Here is a 17438-nt window from a genome sequence, read left to right as displayed (position 1 = left end):
TCGTGAACAAGGGCCAGTCCCCTGTTTTTTTGCCTGAAACCAACGAAGCATCTCACCGAGGAATTGAAGGATGTCGCTGACTCTTTATTTCCATCCGCTCTCGTCGTTCTGCCACAAAGCATTGATCGCGCTCTATGAACTGGACATCGAGTTTGAAAAACGGATCATCGACCTGGGCAACGCTGCCGACCGGGCCGAGCTACAAGCGCTGTGGCCACTCGGCAAGTTCCCGGTCATTCGCGACCACGCGCGGAACAAGGCTGTGCCGGAATCGAGCGTGATCATCGAGTACCTGGACCGGCAGGCGCACTTGATACCCGAGGCTTGGGAAGCCGCCCTGGAAGTCAGGCTGTGGGATCGTTTTTTCGACCTTCACGTGCAGGTGCCGATGCAGAAGATCGTCGCCGACCGAATAAATGCCGCAAACGGCGATCTGACCCGCGAACGCGCCGCGCTGACAACCGCGTACGGCATGCTTGAACTGCAACTGGCGGGAAAAACCTGGGTGGCCGGCCCGGCATTCAGCATGGCCGACTGCGCCGCCGCCCCGGCGCTGTTCTACGCCAGCACCCTCGTCCCCTTTGCCGACGAGCATCGTCATTTACGCGCTTATTTCGACAGGTTGGTCCAACGACCCTCGGTCAAGCGGGTCATCGACGAAGCGAGACCGTACTTTTCCATGTACCCGTTTGCCGAGGCTATTGCGCCACGGTTTCGGAAACGGTGATCGGCCGACAAAAAAAATCCCCGTGATCCATCAAGCAATGGATCACGGGGATCAGCAAATAATGCCTGCGTGCAATCAGGCCGGAACGCCCAGGATGATGTGGGAAGCCTTGATCACTGCCGTGGCGCTGACGCCGGCTGCCAGACCCAGTTCCGCCACCGCATCGCGGGTCACGATCGAATAGACCTTCGAGCCGCCGGCCAGCTCGATGACCACTTCAGCATTGACCGCACCATCGGTAACGCTCAGTACCTTGCCCTCCAGGCAGTTGCGCGCCGACAGGCGAATGTCACTCGACTCGGTCATCAACATCACCCAGGGCGCCTTGATCAGCGCAACGGCTTCTTTGCCGACAGCGATGCCCAGACTCTTGATGCTTTCCATGGTGACCACGGCAACCAGTTGTTCGCCACCCTCCAGGGTCAGCACCACTTCGGCGTTGACTGCGCCTGGCTGGACCTGGCTGACTTTGCCTTTGAATACGTTGCGTGCACTGACTTTCATTTGATGCGTCCTTTTCTTGACTTTAAAGTTAGGAAACGGCGTGCATCATTAGTTTAGGCGCTATATAGAAGCAACTACAGCGCCGCTCTGGCTCAGTGACGGATGGCCGCAGCCTGGAAGTTTTCATGAAGCGCGCCGAACCGACGAATAGTAACCGTTCGTCGAGTGTTATCTGATTGCGCAGGAAGAAAATGGCAGGGGCGGCTGGATTCGAACCAACGCATGGCAGGATCAAAACCTGCTGCCTTACCGCTTGGCGACGCCCCTGTATCTGTTGCGATGAGTGCCTGGCACTCGCTTTCTTGAGCGGCAACAAGAGCTGTTGCCTGCTTGCGTGACGGGCTCTGTGAGGGCCTGTGCAAGAGTGGGCGGAAATTTACCAACTTTTGCCTCGTCTGGGAAGCCCCTGATAAAACAATTTGTTTTTTAAAACAGACGCTTAGTGTTGAGCCGAATCTCGGGGGAGTACTCGATGCACATTCAGCCCGACCACGTCTGCTACGCTTTTCCTTGAACGGATCGAATCGGGAATCGTTTGCGTAGCACCCTTCCTTTGCCATTTGAGGGCAGCAAATGTGAAAGGCAAATTGATGAGCACCGTTGCAACCCTGGTGGTGGTCGGGGCCGCGATTTATGGGCTCAACACCTGGGAACACATCGAGAGCCAGCGACAGGAAGCGGTCTGCAGGGCCGCCCGGGAGCATCTCAACGGACTGGAAACCCAGGCGCGCGCCCTGGCCTCCGGGTTGACGGTAGAAGCCTATGCCGAAGCCGAGAAAGCCGAGGCCGGCCAGTTGGTCCTGGCACTTGATACGGCCAAGGATGAAGCCGAGGTCAACGCCGTCATCGATAAACACTCCGCTGCCGTCGAAGCGCAGATAACCGCCGAAGACGCAGAGGTCCAGTCCCGGGGCGATCAACCCTTCCTCGGCCAGGAACTCAAGAAGCAACGCATTCCCACCGACATCAAACAGGAATTCAAACGCGCTGAAAAAGCCGTCGCCGACACCTGTGGCTAGTGTCGTTCACCCCTCCGGATTTTTCGCCAGCGTCTAGACTCCAGCAAGAACAGATTGCACCCCGACTCCGCGTTTATAACAAATAAAAATAACGACAAACGAGGACGCCTCCGCTTTGAAAATATCCATCTTCTGCGCCATGGCGTGCCTGCTGGTGTCGTTCGCGGTGTCTGCCAACGGCGTGATTCCTGTCCTCGAACTGGATTTCACACGGTCTGCGACGGAGACCCTGAAAAAAGCCGGCATCAACGACGCGTGCATCATCGGTGCCTCGAATCCTGTTGCGTTCACTTATTGCCGGGAAGGATCGAAGACTCTCTGGAAGTATCAGGCACTGGACCTGGACCAGATGGCGGAGCTGCACAGTGATGCAACGAAGCCCTCGACGGTCTACCAGCCGATTTCTGTCCTGGAGTTCAACAGCCCGGCCTGTGAGCACGAGGACAGCCAGGCCGCCAGCGGAAAACCGGCCACGGTACGCTGGGCGATCCTCGGCCTTCTGGCCATTTCCCTGCTGATCGGCTTGCGCTACAGCTATCGGGCCATGCTGCAGCGCCGCCAGGACGACTCCGCGTACCCGCCTCTCCCTGAACAAGCGTCGAGTGAATTCCAGCCGAGCGCACAGACAAAAGCCCTGGCAGCGTTTGGTCTCGCCGTTGCCGTGGCAGTCGTTTATTTCAATTACACGGGATTTTGAACAACAGGTGAGCACGCCGTTGCGGCGCGCTCACCGGTCACTCAGTGCGGTGCGCGCGGGATGGTCTTGAGCAGGTCTTCGGGGCTGATGTGACCGACCACGCTGCCCGGTTGCGGCAGGTTGAGGATGTGGCCCTTCATCTTGCCGATGATGTGCATCTCGCAAGGCTTGCAGTCGAACTTCAACGTCAGCACTTCATCGCCGTGAATCAACTGCATCGGCGCGACCTTGGTGCGCACGCCGGTCACGCCCTTGGCCTGTTTCGGGCACAGGTTGAAGGAGAAACGCAGGCAGTGCTTGGTGATCATCACCGGCACTTCACCCGCCTCCTCGTGGGCCTCGTAGGCGGCGTCGATCAGCTTGACGCCATGGCGGTGATAGAAATCGCGGGCCTTCTGGTTGTAGACGTTGGCCAGGAACGACAGGTGCGAGTCCGGGTACACCGGCGGCGGTGTGGTTTCGGCCTTGCGGCTGCCACGCGGGTGCGCGGCGACCCGCGCTTCGGTCAAGGCTTCGATCACTTCACGACGCAAGGCCTTGAGCTGCGAGTTCGGGATGAAGTACGCCTGCGGCGCGTCCAGCCTGATATCGATGGCGTGGTACTGCGTAGTGCCGAGTTGGCCGAGCAGATCCTGCAATTGTTCCAGCGCCTGCTCCGGCTTGTTGGCCGCGCCGAACGGGCCGGCCAGCGTGACGCTGGCGCTGATGCCTTCCTCGCTGGTCGCGGTCAGTTCCAGCTGTTCTTCACGCAGGCGCGCGACCCAGCTCAGGGCGATGCGACGCTCGGCAGAGGTCTTTTGCAGCGCCTGTTGCCAGTTGTGATCCAGATTGCGATTCAGCGGATGGTTGGGGCGCAGCTTGTACATCCCCTCCGGCATCTCATTGGGCTCGACGCGATAGCGATAGCGCTTCTCGCCGTCTTCCTCGAACTCGCCTTTCGGTTCGGCGATGTTGGCGCGGAAACCCACCACTTCACGCTTGACCAGCACGTTGAGACCGTCGCCGTTGGACAGCGGCTCGTGCGTCACGACCTGCATGTCACGCTTGGCGACTTTCTCGACCACACCTACCGGTAGACCGGTGAAGGTCGGCGAGTCAAAGGCGCCGATATCGATCTTGCGGTCAGTGACGAAGTAATCGGTGCTGCCACGGTGGAAGGTCTTTTCCGGGTCGGGCAGGAAGAAGTGCGCGGTGCGGCCACTGGAAGCACGGGCCAGGTCCGGGCGGTCTTCGAGCACGGCGTCGAGGCGCTGGCGGTAGTAGGCGGTGATGTTCTTCACATAGCCCATGTCCTTGTAGCGGCCTTCGATCTTGAACGAGCGCACGCCGGCCTCGACCAGCGCGCGGATGTTGGCGCTCTGGTTGTTGTCCTTCATCGACAGCAGGTGCTTTTCGTAAGCGATCACCCCGCCCTTTTCGTCCTTGAGGGTGTACGGCAGGCGACAGGCCTGGGAGCAATCGCCACGGTTGGCGCTGCGCCCGGTCTGCGCGTGGGAAATGTTGCACTGGCCGGAAAACGCCACGCACAACGCGCCATGGATAAAGAACTCGACGGCTGCGTCGGTTTCGTCGGCGATGGCGCGGATCTCCTGGAGGTTCAGCTCGCGGGCCAGCACCAGCTGCGAGAAACCGGCCTGATCGAGGAACTTCGCCCGCTCCAGGGTGCGGATGTCAGTCTGGGTGCTGGCGTGCAGTTCGATCGGCGGAATGTCCAGCTCCATCACACCCAGGTCCTGGACGATCAGCGCATCGACGCCGGCGTCGTACAACTGGTGGATCAGCTTGCGCGCCGGTTCCAGTTCGTTGTCGTGCAGGATCGTGTTGATGGTGGTGAAGATCCGCGCGTGATAACGACGGGCGAATTCCACCAGTTCGGCGATCTCGCTCACCTCGTTGCAGGCGTTGTGGCGGGCGCCGAAGCTCGGGCCACCGATGTACACGGCATCGGCGCCATGCAGGATGGCCTCGCGGGCGATGCTCACATCGCGGGCAGGGCTGAGCAATTCCAGGTGATGTTTGGGCAAAGACATAGTTTTTTTAGTCAGGCTTGTCACGGTCGAGGCGTGCATTGTAGCGGCGAATCGCCCGACCGGCACCCGTGCGCTGCCCGATGGCGCATCAAGCGGACCTGGCCGCCCTCCATCCCCGTAGGAGCGAGCCTGCTCGCGATGAACACAAGGGCGACGCGTGCATACAGAATGCCCGCGTCATCGTTGACGTCCATCGCGAGCAGGCTCGCTCCTACAAGGGGGTTTTATGGCGTACTCGGAAAGTGTGCACAACACCATTCAACTGTGGGAGCGGGCTTGCCCGCGATGGCGGTAGAACAGTCAAAATTGATGTCGACTGACACGCCGCCATCGCGAGCAAGCTCGCTCCCACATGGGAGGGGTATGTCGGAATTCAACTGTGGGAGCGAGCCTGCTCGCGATGAACACAAGGGCGACGCGTGCATACAGGATGCCCGCGTCATCGTTGACGTCCATCGCGAGCAGGCTCGCTCCTACAAGGGGTTTTGTGGTGTTGATTCAGGCCTTGGCCGCCATGGCGGTGACTTCCACGCGCATGCCTTCTACCGCCAACGCGGCAACCCCGACGGCTGCGCGCACTGGCCATGGCTTGGCGAAGTAGCGCTTGTAGACTTCGTTGAACGCGGCGCGGTCGGCCATGTCGGTGAGGTAGATGGTCAGGTGCATCACGCGGTCCATGGAGCTGCCGGCACGTTCCAGCGCAACCTTCAGCGCTTGCAGGGTGCATTCGCTTTGCAGGGTGATGTCGCCCAGTTCCAGGCTGCCGTCGGCGCGGGTGGGGATCTGGGTGGAGACCAGCACACCGGCGAAACCGATGACGTCGGAAGAAATCGAATCGGCATCGAGGTCGGGCGTGAAGGTCAGGTCGTGGTTTGCCATGGGGGATCTCTTGCTTGAAGAAGTGGAAAGGCCAGCGCCTTTTGCGCGGCCAGTTTACAGGGCCATTGCTGGCGCGTCGCTAATCCAGGCCGGACGGTTGCGCGTGGCCGGTGGCCTGGCGGTACTGGCGCGGAGTGAAACCGGTCAAGGCCTTGAACTGCCGGGTGAACGCACTGTGGTCGGTATAGCCGCACTGCAGGGCGACCTCGGTGATCGGCATCTCGGTAAGCAGCAACCGGTGCGCGTGCTCCAGGCGAACCTTCTGGATCATCTGCCGGGGCGTCAGGTGGAACACACGCTTGCAGTAGCGTTCCAGTTGCGCCACGGAAATCCCGGCGATGCGCGTCAGCTCACCGAGGGTGACGCGCCGGTTGAAATGCGCGCGAATGTGTTCGTCCACCGCCGCCAGGCGCTGGTACGCCGGGTGCGTGTCGCTGGCTGATTGCAGGTCGACCGAGATGCCCGCCAGGCCGATGATTTCATTGCGGCGGTTGTACAGCGGGCGCTTGTGGGTCAGGCACCAGCCCGGCTCGCGGCTGCCGTACAGATGCAACTCCAGCTGGTCCTCCAGCACAAAGCCCTGCTCCAGCACGCGCCGGTCCTGCTCGGTGTAACCGGGCCCCAATTGCTCGGGAAACACCTCGGCGCTGGTCTTGCCCAGCAGCGGTTTCAGGTGTTTCAAACCGCAGCGTTGCACCAGCGTGCGGTTGGCCATGACATACCGCGCCTGCACATCCTTGATGAAGATCGCGGCATTGGGAATCACATCGAGCATGGGCAGCAGCAGCGCAATGCCGGCCAGCAGTTGTTCGATGGATTCGGGGCGGTTCGAGTCGTCGCCCTGGCACAACAGCGCAAATGCATCCTCAGTCATCAACCGGCCCCTCGCAAAAATCAGACAGTTGCCATTGTGCTGATTTCGTCATCGACACCCAAGCAAAACATCAATCGCGAGCACGCCGCCAGGTTCAATCTATGCCCACCGCCCTCCTCGGCAAAACCGAAAAGAGGCGATTTGAAGTGCACACCTGCCTATCCAAAAACTCACAAGAAGGCGATGTAATGTCAGGCCAAGGCAAGTTCAAAAAACAACTTTCGTTGATAGACCTCACGTTTATCGGACTAGGGGCCATCTTCGGCTCCGGCTGGTTGTTCGCAGCCAGCCACGTCTCCGCCATCGCCGGGCCGGCGGGAATTTTTTCCTGGCTGCTGGGCGGTTTTGCGGTGTTGCTGCTGGGCATCGTGTACTGCGAACTCGGCGCCGCACTGCCGCGTGCCGGCGGGGTGATTCGCTACCCGGTCTACTCCCACGGCCCGCTGCTGGGTTACCTGATGGGCTTCATCACGCTGATCGCGTTTTCCAGCCTGGTGGCCATCGAGGTGGTCGCCGCGCGCCAGTACGCCGCTGCGTGGTTTCCCGCATTGACCCAGGCCGGTTCCAGCAACCCGACGGCGCTTGGCTGGCTGCTCCAGTTCGGCCTGCTGTGCCTGTTCTTCATGCTCAACTACTACAGCGTGAAGACGTTCGCCAAGGCCAACAACCTGATCAGCATGTTCAAGTTCATCGTGCCGTTGCTGGTGATCGGTGTGCTGTTCACCTTCTTCAAGCCGGAGAACTTCCAGGCCCAGGGCTTCATGCCGTTCGGACTGTCCGGTGTCGAGATGGCGGTGTCCGCCGGCGGCATTATCTTCGCCTACCTGGGGCTGACACCGATCATCTCGGTGGCCAGCGAAGTGAAGAATCCGCAACGCACCATCCCGATTGCACTGATCCTCTCCGTGCTGCTGTCCACCGCGATCTATGTGTTGCTGCAAGTGGCGTTCCTCGGCGGCGTGCCCACCGAAATGCTCGCCAACGGTTGGGCCGGCGTCGCCAAGGAACTGGCCCTGCCATACCGCGACATCGCCCTGGCCCTGGGTGTGGGTTGGCTGGCCTACCTGGTGGTGGCCGACGCGGTGATCTCCCCCAGCGGCTGCGGCAACATCTACATGAACGCCACCCCGCGGGTGATCTACGGCTGGGCGCAGACCGGCACCTTCTTCAAGGTCTTCACGCGCATCGACGAAAAGTCCGGCATCCCGCGCCCGGCACTGTGGCTGACCTTTGCCCTGTCGGTGTTCTGGACCCTGCCCTTCCCTTCGTGGGAAGCGCTGATCAACGTGGTCTCCGCCGCGCTGGTATTGAGCTACGCCGTCGCCCCGGTGTCGGTGGCCGCCCTGCGCCGCAATGCGCCGGACATGCCGCGCCCGTTCCGAGTCAAGCACATGGGCGTCCTCGGCCCGGTGTCGTTCATCATCGCCGCGTTGATCGTCTACTGGTCCGGCTGGAACACCGTGTCCTGGCTGCTCGGCCTGCAGATCCTGATGTTCGTGGTGTACCTGCTGTGCGGTCGCTTCGTGCCGACCCAACACCTGAGCCAGGCCCAGCAAGTGCGCTCTTCGGCATGGCTGATCGGCTTCTACGCCGTGACCATCGTGCTGTCCTGGCTCGGCAGTTTCGGCGGCATCGGTGTGCTCACCCATCCGTTCGACACCCTGGTCGTGGCGGCCTGCGCGATGGGCATCTACTACTGGGGCGCGGCCACCGGCGTGCCGGCGCATCTGGTTCGCCTGGACGCCGAGGACGGTGAAGACGAAGCCGTTCCCGTCTACCGCGGCCAGCGTCCGATCGGTGTGTCTGCCCAAACCGCTCGCTGAAATTCAGTCCGGCAAAACCTGCGTGTTCCTCTAATGGATGTGTTTATGAAAAAAGTACATGTCATTGATTCCCACACCGGCGGCGAGCCGACTCGCCTGGTGATGTCGGGCCTGCCTCAGCTGGCTGGCCGGACCATGGCCGAGAAGCGCGATACCTTTCGCGAGCAGCATGACCCATGGCGTCGCGCCTGCCTGCTGGAGCCCCGTGGCAACGATGTGCTGGTGGGGGCGCTGTATTGCGAACCGGTGTCGCCGGACGCCACCTGCGGTGTGATTTTCTTCAACAACGCCGGCTACCTCGGCATGTGCGGCCACGGCACGATCGGCCTGGTCAACTCGCTGCAGTACCTGGGCCACATCCAGCCTGGCGAGCACAAGATCGATACGCCAGTGGGCCCGGTCAGCGCCACCCTGCACGAGGACGGCAACGTCACCCTGCGCAACGTGCCCGCCTACCGCTACCGCCAACAGGTGCCGGTCGAAGTGCCGGGGCATGGCCGCGTGTATGGCGACATCGCCTGGGGCGGCAACTGGTTCTTCCTGGTATCCGACCACGGCCAGGCCTTGCAGATGGACAACGTCGACTTTCTCACCGAATACACCTGGGCAATGCTCAAGGCCCTCGAGGACCAGGGCATCCACGGTGAAGACGGCGCACTGATCGACCACATCGAACTGTTCGCCGACGACGACCATGCCGACAGCCGCAACTTCGTCATGTGCCCCGGCAAGGCCTACGACCGCTCGCCCTGCGGCACCGGCACCAGCGCCAAACTCGCGTGCCTGGCGGCCGACGGCAAATTGGCCGCCGGTGAACGCTGGGTCCAGGCCAGTATCACCGCCAGCCAGTTCATCGGCAGCTACGAATGGGAGGGCGAACGCATCATCCCTTTCATCACCGGCCGCGCCTACATGACCGCCGACAGCACCTTGCTGATCGACGAACAAGATCCCTTTGCGTGGGGCATTTGAGCCGCCACGTTTCTTCCTTCACCCGATCTGCATGAACGCTTCAAGGAGTATCAACAAAATGAGCGACAACATTTTCACTGGCTGCATCCCTGCCCTGATGACCCCGTGCACCGCCGAGCGCAAGCCCGACTTCGACGCACTGGTGGCCAAGGGTCGCGAGCTGATCGACATCGGCATGAGCGCAGTGGTGTATTGCGGTTCCATGGGTGACTGGCCGCTGCTGACCGAAGCCGAGCGCCAGGAAGGCGTGGCGCGCCTGGTGGCCGCCGGTGTGCCGACCATCGTCGGCACCGGTGCGGTCAACAGCCGCGAAGCTGTTTCCCATGCGGCACACGCAGCCAAAGTGGGCGCCCATGGCTTGATGGTCATCCCTCGCGTGCTGTCCCGTGGCGCCTCGGCCACCGCGCAAAAAGCCCACTTCGCGGCGATTCTCGAAGCGGCTCCAGGCCTGCCGGCTGTGATCTACAACAGCCCTTACTACGGCTTCGCCACCCGCGCCGACCTGTTCTTCGAACTGCGCCGCGAGTACCCGAACCTGATCGGCTTCAAGGAGTTCGGCGGTGCCGCCGACATGCGCTACGCCGCCGAACACATCACCTCCAGGGACGATGACGTGACCCTGATGGTCGGTGTCGACACCCAGGTGGTGCATGGTTTCGTCAACTGCAACGCCACCGGCTCCATCACCGGCATCGGCAACGCCCTGCCGCGCGAAGTGTTGCGCCTGGTGGCCCTGAGCAAACAAGCGGCCAAGGGCGATGCCAAGGCGCGTCGTCAGGCGCGGGAACTGGAATCGGCACTGGCGGTGCTGTCGTCCTTCGATGAAGGCTGCGACCTGGTGCTCTATTACAAGCACCTGATGGTGCTAAATGGCGACAAGGAATACAGCCTGCACTTCAACGAGACCGACGTGCTCAGCGATGCCCAGCGTCGATACGCCGAGAACCAGTACACGCTGTTCCGCCAGTGGTACGAGCAGTGGTCGGCCGAGCAGAACTTCGCCTGACGTACAGCGGCGTGCCAATGCGCGCCGCTTTTATTTTCGCCAACGCCCCGCTCTCTTTTTTTCAGGAACGACCATGACTCTGACAGGCAACATGCTGATCGGCCAGCAGGCCATCTCCGGCAACCGCGAAGCGATCCGCGGCATCGATCCCGCCACGGACCTGCCCCTTGAACCGGCCTACCACGGTGGCAGCGGTGAACACGTCGAACTGGCCTGCGCCCTGGCGTGGAATGCACTGGACAGCTACCGCGCGACGTCCCTGGACGCACGCGCCGAGTTCCTCGAAACCATCGCCAGCGAAATCGAAGCCCTCGGCGATGAATTGATCGACCGCGCCGTGGCCGAGTCCGGTCTGCCACGCCCGCGCATCCAGGGTGAGCGCGGCCGCACTTGCCAGCAACTGCGCACCTTTGCCCGCACCGTGCGCGCAGGCGAATGGCTCGATGTGCGAGTCGACAACGCGTTGCCCGAGCGTCAACCCCTGCCCCGCCCGGACCTGCGCCAGCGTCAGGTGCCGCTCGGCCCGGTGGCGGTGTTCGGCGCGAGCAACTTCCCCCTGGCCTTCTCCGTCGCCGGCGGGGACACCGCCTCGGCACTGGCCGCCGGTTGCCCGGTGATCGTCAAGGCCCATGGCGCGCACCCGGGCACCAGTGAACTGGTGGGCCGAGCCGTGGCCCGCGCGGTCAAACTGTGCGGGTTGCCTGAAGGCGTGTTCTCGCTGTTGTACGGCTCCGGCCGCGAAGTGGGCATCGCCCTGGTCAGCGATCCGCGCATCAAGGCGGTGGGTTTCACCGGCTCGCGCAGCGGCGGCATGGCCCTGTGCAAGGCGGCCCAGGCGCGGCCCGAGCCGATCCCGGTGTACGCGGAAATGAGTTCGATCAACCCGGTGTTGCTGTTCCCGGCAGCCCTGCAATCACGCGCCGAATCGCTGGCGCAAGGCTTCGTCGCCTCCCTCACCCAGGGTGCCGGCCAGTTCTGCACCAACCCGGGTCTGGTGATTGCCCGCCAAGGCCCGGACCTTGATCGCTTCATCCAGGCGGCTGCGCAACTGCTACAGCGCAGCCCGGCGCAGACCATGCTCACCCCCGGCATTTTCAACGCTTATGAGTCCGGCGTCAGTTCACTGGCCGAACTCGCGCAAACCGTTGCAACGGGCGTACGTGGGGAAACGCCGAACCAGTGCCAGACCCACCTTTTCGTCACCCAGGCCAGCGAGTTTCTCGCCGACCCGGCCTTGCAGGCAGAAATGTTCGGCGCTGCTTCGCTGATCGTGCAATGTGCCGACGACGGGCAAATCCGTCAGGTCCTCGAACACCTGGAAGGTCAACTGACCGCCACCCTGCATCTGGACGACGGCGATGTGGAGAGCGCCCGCGCCTTGCTGCCGACTCTTGAACGCAAGGCCGGGCGCCTGTTGGTCAATGGCTGGCCGACCGGTGTCGAGGTGTGCGACGCCATGGTCCATGGCGGCCCGTTCCCGGCGACGTCCGATGCGCGCAGCACCTCGGTCGGCACCGCCGCCATCCTGCGTTTCCTGCGCCCGGTCTGCTACCAGGACTTCCCCGATGCCTTGTTGCCGACAGCGCTCAAGCACGGCAATCCATTGCAGTTGCGTCGCCTGCTCGACGGCCAGAGAGAAGCCTAGGCCATGACCAACCATTCTCCTTTAAACCCCTCGCACATCGAGGCAGACGTTGCCGTGATCGGCGCCGGCATCATCGGCGTCGCCTGCGCCCTGCGCCTGGCGCGTCAGGGCCGGCGGGTGGTGGTCATCGACCAGCAGGAGCCCGGTCGTGGCGCCTCGTTCGGCAACGCCGGGCACCTGGCCACCGAACAGGTGTTCCCGATCGCCGACCTGTCCATCCTCAAGCGCCTGCCCGCCATGCTCATGGACCCGATGGGCCCGCTGCGCCTGGACTGGAAATACATGCCCCGGGCCTTGCCCTGGTTCGCACGCCTGCTGCTCAACCTGCGCCCGGCGCCGTTCCAGCGCACCGTGGCCGGCATCCGCGCGCTCAATGAAAGCAGCCTGGGTGCCTGGCACCGCTTGCTGCAGACCATCGACCGTCCCGAACTGATGAAAGAAGACGGCTCGCTGCTGGTGTTCGAGCGTCCCGACTCGCAGCAGGCGATCGAAGCGCTTCAATCGCGCATGCGCCAACAGCAAGTGCCGGTGGACTTCTGGCAGGCCAAGGCCGTCCGTGATGCGGCGCCGCAGCTCAGCGAGCAGATTCGCGGCGGCCTGTTTTTCCCGCGCACCGGGCATTTCCTCGATCCGTTCCGAGTGGTCGGCGAACTGGTCCACGCGGCCAAAAACAGCGGCGTGCAGTTCCTCAAGCAGCGGGTCGAGGGCGGGCAACTGAATGAACTCGGCGTGTCGTTGATCACCGATCAAGGCCGTTTCAACAGTCGCCAGGTATTGATTGCCTGTGGCGCCCACTCAGCGAAGCTCACCGCCGCGCTGACCGGCAAGAAGGTGCCACTGGACACCGAACGCGGCTATCACCTGATGCTGCCCCACGAACACGGGCGCCTGCCATTTGCCGTGACTTCAATGGAGCGCAAATTCATCATGACGCCGATGACCGACGGGCTGCGCCTGGCCGGCACCGTTGAATTCGCCGGTCTCGAATGCCCGCCGACCATGGAGCGCGCCTGGCAGTTGCATCGCCTGAGCAAAGGCCTGTTCAAGCGCGACCTGAGTGCTGAAGCCGCCACACCGTGGATGGGTTTCCGCCCCTCCCTGCCCGACTCCTTGCCGGTGATCGACCGGGTTTGCGACGGCAAGGTCCTGCTCGCTTTCGGGCATCAGCACCTGGGGTTGACGCAGGCAGCGGTCACGGCGGAAATGATTGCGCAAATGGCCTCGCCTTTGACGGACGCCCCGCCTCACAGTCTGCCGGCGACGGCGCCGTACCGGCTGGATCGTTTCTGAGGCTCCGGTCGAGCCGAACCCTCGTCATTGCAACGGCGAAAACTTCGCCGGCAAATAGATCGTCGAGCGCATGTCGCGCAGTTGCGGGCCGGAGTTTTCCGGCGGCCAGACGCCGTCGGCGACCGCCTGGGTGCGCACCTGCAAGCGCTGTTCAAGGCTGGCCCACGGCCAGATGTGCAGATAGCGCGGCAGCGCACCGTCGGTGGCGTAGAACGCCGCGTACACCGGCGAATACTGCTCGGCGGTCCGCGCCTCGATGGCTTTGCTCCAACCGTCGAGGGTCGGTTGCAAGCCGCTGCTGACCAGATCGTAGACGCGCAACTCATAGAACGGACCCTGCTGGCCGGCGCTCAAGGGTTCGAGGAAGGGAAACAGCGTGTAGTTTTCGATGCGCAGGTCGGTGATCCATTCGTTGATGCCGAACGCCCCGCCCTCCAGCAGGAAACGCTCGCGCTCGGCTTGGCGCAGGCTTTCGTCCCCATAGCCGCGCAACACGGCAATCTGGTTCAACTGGCCGATCTCCGAGGCCCAGCAGCCCATCAAGGTGCCGCCGACTTGCGGGTCGTCCAGCGCCGCCTCGATCTGAGCCAGCGCTTGCGCAACTGTGCGCACCCGCACAGTGAAAGTGATCAGTTCAAATAAACGCATAGCGACTCGCCCACCGGTTTGCCAAAAGCCCACAGCCTAAGGCAGCCCCCGGACGCGGAATATTGAGGCAATCACCATCGCTGATGGTAATTGCCGCAGGAAGCTAGGTAGTTTCTTTAGCAAAGCGCCGTCGAGCAGGACTCAACGGTGCTCTTGGTCACGCGCCCAGTTGCAACAGGAAATCCTGCACATAGGGCACCACCGATACGCCGGCATGCGCGGTGTTGGGAACGATGTCCTGCTGGACTCGAATGTCATGGGCCGCCAGGTTGCGTGCCAGCGTTGCATTGCGCTCGACCCGGGTGCGCCCGGCATCGTTGATGCCTTCCTTGTATTGCACGGAACCCGGGGCGTAATGGATCTCCCAGGTCTCCAGGTCGGCAGCGCCCACGAGCAATTGCACATCCACTTCACGCAGTGCTGCAAGGTTCAGGCTTTTACCGAAAATAGCCTCGATCCCGCCGGTGCCCACCCACCAGTCGCGGCTCTCGTCGATCAGGGTCACAGAGCCCGGTGCGCCAATGGAAACCGAACGCAGGCGCTCGGGGTGCAGGTAGTAAAAGCGGTTGGCAAAATGGCCTCCGCCGGAATAGCCGAACAAGGAAAAACGTTCGAACGACGTGTTCAACGCGGCGCTCACTTCATCGACCATGGCCAGCAGGACTTCGTCGTAACGGATGTCGCCTTCCTTCAGGTACTTGAAACCGTGCGGGTTGCCGTCACCCAATGGACCGACCGGAAACAGTGGCGCGAGGATGATGTAGCGATTGAAGCGGCCGAACTCGGCAAACGCGTCCCGATACTCGACCATCGTCCGTCCGGTACCATGCACGGCGACCAGCAGGCGATGCCCTTCAGGCGCCTGGTCAAAGGTTTGCGGAACATACAGGCAATAGGAAAAACGCGGATCCTTGCGGCAGGAAAAGATGGTAGTGCTGCCGCGATAGTACATCTGGCGATGCCGCGCTTCTGGAGTGTCTTGTTGGTTGCTCAACATTGTGAAACCTCGTTGATAACTGTGCCATTATTGATAACTACAGCGGGTAAGGGTCGTGCACAGCCGACGACCCACACACCCACGACCAAGATTTGTGGAAGTCACCCTTGAACAAAAAAACCACTGATCGCAGCCAACTGGTGCTGCTGATTTCAAACGACATCAATGCCGGCGTGCTTCCGACCGGTAGCTGGCTCAAACAGATCGACCTTGAACAGCGTTATGGCGCAACACGGCTGGACATCCGCCGGGCGCTGGACCAACTGGTCCAGAAAAACATGGTCGAACACATCCCCAATCGGGGTTACTACGTCCACACCCCTGACCTGACCCAGGTCTCCGATACCCGCGAAGTGCGCATCGCCCTCGAGTGCGCCGCAGTCGACCAGATGGTCGTCACCGAAGAGCGCTTGCAGGCGCTGGACCTCATCGCCCAACGCTTCGCCCGCCTGGTGAACGAAGGCACGATGCAGGAGTGCTACATCGCCAACCTGGAGTTTCACCGCGGCATCTACGACATGTGCACCAACCGGGTCATGATCGAGTTCATCGAGGAGATTCGCAGCCGCCCGCCATCGTCTCCAGGCGGCACCTGGCGCACGCACCTGCGTGCCGAGCAGTCGGGCCGCGAACACTTCCAGATCCTTGATGCCCTGCGTAACGGTGACCGCGACCGCCTCAAGCAACTGATCGCGGCACACATTCGTCAAACCCCACTGCAACCGTGAAGATCAGGGCTTGACGCTGACGCCCCACAGGCGCGGCTTCTGCCCGATCCAGGCGTCATAACCCTCGACTTTCTCGTTCAGTGCGACGATGTCCAGGCCGTTGTACATGACGATCATCGGCACCTGGTCAATGAAGCGTTCATGCAACTGGTCGAAGATCGACTGACGCTTGGCGACGTCCCCTTCCTTCAAGGCCTGCCCCAACATCTCGATCGCCACCGGGTCTTCCCAGACCTTGCGCGATTCCTTGTCCTTGTTGCCGGTCGCCTGCTCGAAACTCAGGGCCGGATCGAAGCGCGCCGAATAGGTGAAGGACATCGACTGATAACGCCCGCTCTGGTAGCGCTCGAGCTGAGTGCCCCACTCCATCACTTCGACCTGGGCGTTTATCCCCACGGCCTGGAGCATGGCCTGGGCGATGATTGCCAGGTCATAGCTGGGCACCATCGAACGCCGGTTGGCGATGATCGTCAGCGGCTGGCCGCGATAACCCGCCTCTTGCAACAGCGTTGCGGCCTTCTGCGGGTCGTAGGTGAAACCCTTCTGTTCGCTGGGGCCGTAGTAGTTGGAGGCGACGCTGATGATGGAGTTGTTGGGCACCCCGAAACCATTGCTGGTGGTCGCCACCAGTTGCTTGACATCGATGGCCGCCGCGATGGCCTGGCGCATGCGCTTGTCCTTGAGCAACGGATCGCGGGTCTGGAACATCAGCACATTCATGGTCGCGCTGGGGGCGGTCGACACCTTGAGCTTGTCGTGTGCCTTGATTTCCGGCAGATCGGTTTCCGTCACCTCGGCCATGTCCAGGTCCCCGGAAAACAGCGCCGCCTTGACCGTCGCCTGATCGGGAATGATCACGAACCGCACTTCATCGGCCAGGGCGTTCTTGCCGCCGGTGTAGCCGTCGCGCGGCCCGGACAACGGTTGGTAGCCGGCGAATTTGCTCAGCGTGACGTACTGCCCGCGCTTCCACTCGCCCAACTGATAGGGGCCAGTGCCGACCGGCGAGACGAATTCACCCTGGGCATTGACCGAGGCCTTGTTCAGCACGCCCGTGCCGCCGCAGTCGGTACGCGCCAGTGTGGCCAGGAACATGCCGCTGGGCTTTTCCAGTTCCATTACCACCGTCTGCGCATCCGGTGCACTGACTTTGCTCACCTTGGTCAGGCCGCTGCCGTCGAATTCCGGCAGGCAACGCCACTGGGTCTTGGGGTCCATGTCGCGGTTCCAGCTCCACAGCACGTCGGCGGCCGTCAGTGGCTCGCCGTTATGGAACTTCACGCCCTGGCGCAAGGTGAAGGTGTAGGTCAGGCCATCGGCGGACACATCGACCTTGCTCGCCAACAGGGGTTTGACTTCGCCCTTCTCCCCATACGCGACCAACCCTTCGACCATGTGCAGCACCACCGCGTCGGAACGGTCGTCACGATTGACCCCGGGGTCGAGGCTGCGAATATCGGAGTTCATCGCCAGGCGCAGCGTCTGCGCCTGGGCGGCACCGCAGCCGAGCACGGTCATCATGCTCAGGGTCAGGGCGTTTAGCAGAAAACGATTCATATACGAGTCCTTGAGTGAACTGAAACGGGGGCTTGCCGTCAC

16 protein-coding genes and 1 tRNA gene are annotated in these 17438 nt (G+C 62.2%); 9 read left to right on the top strand and 8 right to left on the bottom strand.

Translation table 11 applies throughout. From position 1 onward, the window contains the following. Positions 1–70: 70 nt before the first annotated feature. Positions 71–727: a glutathione S-transferase family protein gene (locus AB4O16_RS29455; RefSeq protein ID WP_460156530.1), complete on the top strand. Its 657-nt coding sequence runs from the start codon at positions 71–73 to the stop codon at positions 725–727. A 75-nt stretch (positions 728–802) separates the two neighbouring features. Here the strand turns inward: AB4O16_RS29455 and AB4O16_RS29450 are convergent, their stop codons facing one another. Further along, the gene (locus AB4O16_RS29450) at positions 803–1231 is read right to left on the bottom strand and encodes a TOBE domain-containing protein (RefSeq protein ID WP_460156529.1); all 429 of its coding nucleotides are present in this window, start codon (positions 1229–1231) and stop codon (positions 803–805) included. Between the two features lie 192 nt (positions 1232–1423). Next, positions 1424–1498 (bottom strand) — tRNA-Gln (locus AB4O16_RS29445). A 323-nt stretch (positions 1499–1821) separates the two neighbouring features. Here AB4O16_RS29445 and AB4O16_RS29440 point away from each other — a divergent pair. Together AB4O16_RS29440 and AB4O16_RS29435 are read left to right on the top strand one after the other, a co-directional pair. After that, on the top strand, positions 1822–2250 hold the full coding sequence (locus tag AB4O16_RS29440) for a hypothetical protein (protein WP_160387845.1): 429 nt from the start codon (positions 1822–1824) through the stop codon (positions 2248–2250). 115 nt (positions 2251–2365) lie between these two features. Next, on the top strand, positions 2366–2947 hold the full coding sequence (locus tag AB4O16_RS29435) for a hypothetical protein (RefSeq protein WP_460156528.1): 582 nt from the start codon (positions 2366–2368) through the stop codon (positions 2945–2947). 41 nt (positions 2948–2988) lie between these two features. Here the strand turns inward: AB4O16_RS29435 and AB4O16_RS29430 are convergent, their stop codons facing one another. The 3 genes from AB4O16_RS29430 to AB4O16_RS29420 all read right to left on the bottom strand — a co-directional run bounded on the left by AB4O16_RS29430 (position 2989) and on the right by AB4O16_RS29420 (position 6730). Continuing rightward, entirely contained in the window at positions 2989–4977 is a 1989-nt protein-coding gene (locus AB4O16_RS29430; protein ID WP_160387846.1) for a peptidase U32 family protein, read from the bottom strand. 498 nt (positions 4978–5475) lie between these two features. Beyond that, positions 5476–5856 carry a RidA family protein gene (locus tag AB4O16_RS29425; RefSeq protein WP_150717662.1) on the bottom strand — a complete coding sequence of 127 codons (381 nt, stop codon included), beginning with the start codon at positions 5854–5856 and terminating at the stop codon, positions 5476–5478. A gap of 79 nt (positions 5857–5935) precedes the next feature. Next, a complete protein-coding gene (locus tag AB4O16_RS29420; RefSeq protein ID WP_160387847.1) occupies positions 5936–6730 on the bottom strand; it encodes an AraC family transcriptional regulator in 795 nt (264 codons plus the stop codon). Positions 6731–6918: 188 nt separating this feature from the next. Here AB4O16_RS29420 and AB4O16_RS29415 point away from each other — a divergent pair, with 188 nt between their 5' ends. The 5 genes from AB4O16_RS29415 (at position 6919) to AB4O16_RS29395 (ending at position 13466) form a co-directional block, all read left to right on the top strand. Then, the gene (locus AB4O16_RS29415) at positions 6919–8553 is read left to right on the top strand and encodes an APC family permease (protein ID WP_460156527.1); all 1635 of its coding nucleotides are present in this window, start codon (positions 6919–6921) and stop codon (positions 8551–8553) included. Between the two features lie 45 nt (positions 8554–8598). Beyond that, a complete protein-coding gene (locus AB4O16_RS29410; protein ID WP_460156526.1) occupies positions 8599–9525 on the top strand; it encodes a 4-hydroxyproline epimerase in 927 nt (308 codons plus the stop codon). Between the two features lie 58 nt (positions 9526–9583). Continuing rightward, a complete protein-coding gene (locus AB4O16_RS29405) occupies positions 9584–10531 on the top strand; it encodes a dihydrodipicolinate synthase family protein (RefSeq protein ID WP_110660059.1) in 948 nt (315 codons plus the stop codon). A 73-nt stretch (positions 10532–10604) separates the two neighbouring features. Then, complete coding sequence (locus tag AB4O16_RS29400; RefSeq protein ID WP_460156525.1) at positions 10605–12176, top strand: aldehyde dehydrogenase (NADP(+)); 1572 nt, start codon at positions 10605–10607, stop codon at positions 12174–12176. Between the two features lie 3 nt (positions 12177–12179). Next, positions 12180–13466 (top strand): NAD(P)/FAD-dependent oxidoreductase, encoded by a 1287-nt coding sequence (locus tag AB4O16_RS29395; protein ID WP_460156524.1) that lies wholly within the window; start codon positions 12180–12182, stop codon positions 13464–13466. Between the two features lie 24 nt (positions 13467–13490). Here AB4O16_RS29395 and AB4O16_RS29390 read toward each other — a convergent pair whose 3' ends face one another. Together AB4O16_RS29390 and AB4O16_RS29385 are read right to left on the bottom strand one after the other, a co-directional pair. Beyond that, positions 13491–14114: an NIPSNAP family protein gene (locus AB4O16_RS29390; RefSeq protein WP_460156523.1), complete on the bottom strand. Its 624-nt coding sequence runs from the start codon at positions 14112–14114 to the stop codon at positions 13491–13493. A 157-nt stretch (positions 14115–14271) separates the two neighbouring features. After that, positions 14272–15111 carry an alpha/beta hydrolase family protein gene (locus AB4O16_RS29385; protein ID WP_160387855.1) on the bottom strand — a complete coding sequence of 280 codons (840 nt, stop codon included), beginning with the start codon at positions 15109–15111 and terminating at the stop codon, positions 14272–14274. Between the two features lie 107 nt (positions 15112–15218). On the opposite strand from AB4O16_RS29385, the gene AB4O16_RS29380 reads away from it, so the two are divergent. Further along, positions 15219–15839, top strand: a complete 621-nt coding sequence (locus AB4O16_RS29380) for a GntR family transcriptional regulator (protein ID WP_178120629.1) — start codon at positions 15219–15221, stop codon at positions 15837–15839. Between the two features lie 3 nt (positions 15840–15842). Here the strand turns inward: AB4O16_RS29380 and AB4O16_RS29375 are convergent, their stop codons facing one another. Next, the gene (locus AB4O16_RS29375; RefSeq protein ID WP_160387856.1) at positions 15843–17396 is read right to left on the bottom strand and encodes an ABC transporter substrate-binding protein; all 1554 of its coding nucleotides are present in this window, start codon (positions 17394–17396) and stop codon (positions 15843–15845) included. Positions 17397–17438 lie beyond the last annotated feature (42 nt).

The organism is Pseudomonas sp. S2_H10, assembly GCF_054668285.1.
This window is presented reverse-complemented; position numbering and strand designations above follow the sequence as displayed.

What these genes read in the sequence shown, in the direction of transcription:
- AB4O16_RS29390 (WP_460156523.1), bottom strand. Translation starts at nt 14,114, where the DNA reads ATGCGTTTATTTGAACTGATCACTTTCACTGTGCGGGTGCGCACAGTT.
- AB4O16_RS29395 (WP_460156524.1), top strand. Translation starts at nt 12,180, where the DNA reads ATGACCAACCATTCTCCTTTAAACCCCTCGCACATCGAGGCAGACGTT.
- AB4O16_RS29425 (WP_150717662.1), bottom strand. Translation starts at nt 5,856, where the DNA reads ATGGCAAACCACGACCTGACCTTCACGCCCGACCTCGATGCCGATTCG.
- AB4O16_RS29450 (WP_460156529.1), bottom strand. Translation starts at nt 1,231, where the DNA reads ATGAAAGTCAGTGCACGCAACGTATTCAAAGGCAAAGTCAGCCAGGTC.
- AB4O16_RS29405 (WP_110660059.1), top strand. Translation starts at nt 9,584, where the DNA reads ATGAGCGACAACATTTTCACTGGCTGCATCCCTGCCCTGATGACCCCG.
- AB4O16_RS29420 (WP_160387847.1), bottom strand. Translation starts at nt 6,730, where the DNA reads ATGACTGAGGATGCATTTGCGCTGTTGTGCCAGGGCGACGACTCGAAC.
- AB4O16_RS29440 (WP_160387845.1), top strand. Translation starts at nt 1,822, where the DNA reads ATGAGCACCGTTGCAACCCTGGTGGTGGTCGGGGCCGCGATTTATGGG.
- AB4O16_RS29385 (WP_160387855.1), bottom strand. Translation starts at nt 15,111, where the DNA reads ATGTTGAGCAACCAACAAGACACTCCAGAAGCGCGGCATCGCCAGATG.
- AB4O16_RS29455 (WP_460156530.1), top strand. Translation starts at nt 71, where the DNA reads ATGTCGCTGACTCTTTATTTCCATCCGCTCTCGTCGTTCTGCCACAAA.
- AB4O16_RS29375 (WP_160387856.1), bottom strand. Translation starts at nt 17,396, where the DNA reads ATGAATCGTTTTCTGCTAAACGCCCTGACCCTGAGCATGATGACCGTG.
- AB4O16_RS29430 (WP_160387846.1), bottom strand. Translation starts at nt 4,977, where the DNA reads ATGTCTTTGCCCAAACATCACCTGGAATTGCTCAGCCCTGCCCGCGAT.
- AB4O16_RS29410 (WP_460156526.1), top strand. Translation starts at nt 8,599, where the DNA reads ATGAAAAAAGTACATGTCATTGATTCCCACACCGGCGGCGAGCCGACT.
- AB4O16_RS29415 (WP_460156527.1), top strand. Translation starts at nt 6,919, where the DNA reads ATGTCAGGCCAAGGCAAGTTCAAAAAACAACTTTCGTTGATAGACCTC.
- AB4O16_RS29400 (WP_460156525.1), top strand. Translation starts at nt 10,605, where the DNA reads ATGACTCTGACAGGCAACATGCTGATCGGCCAGCAGGCCATCTCCGGC.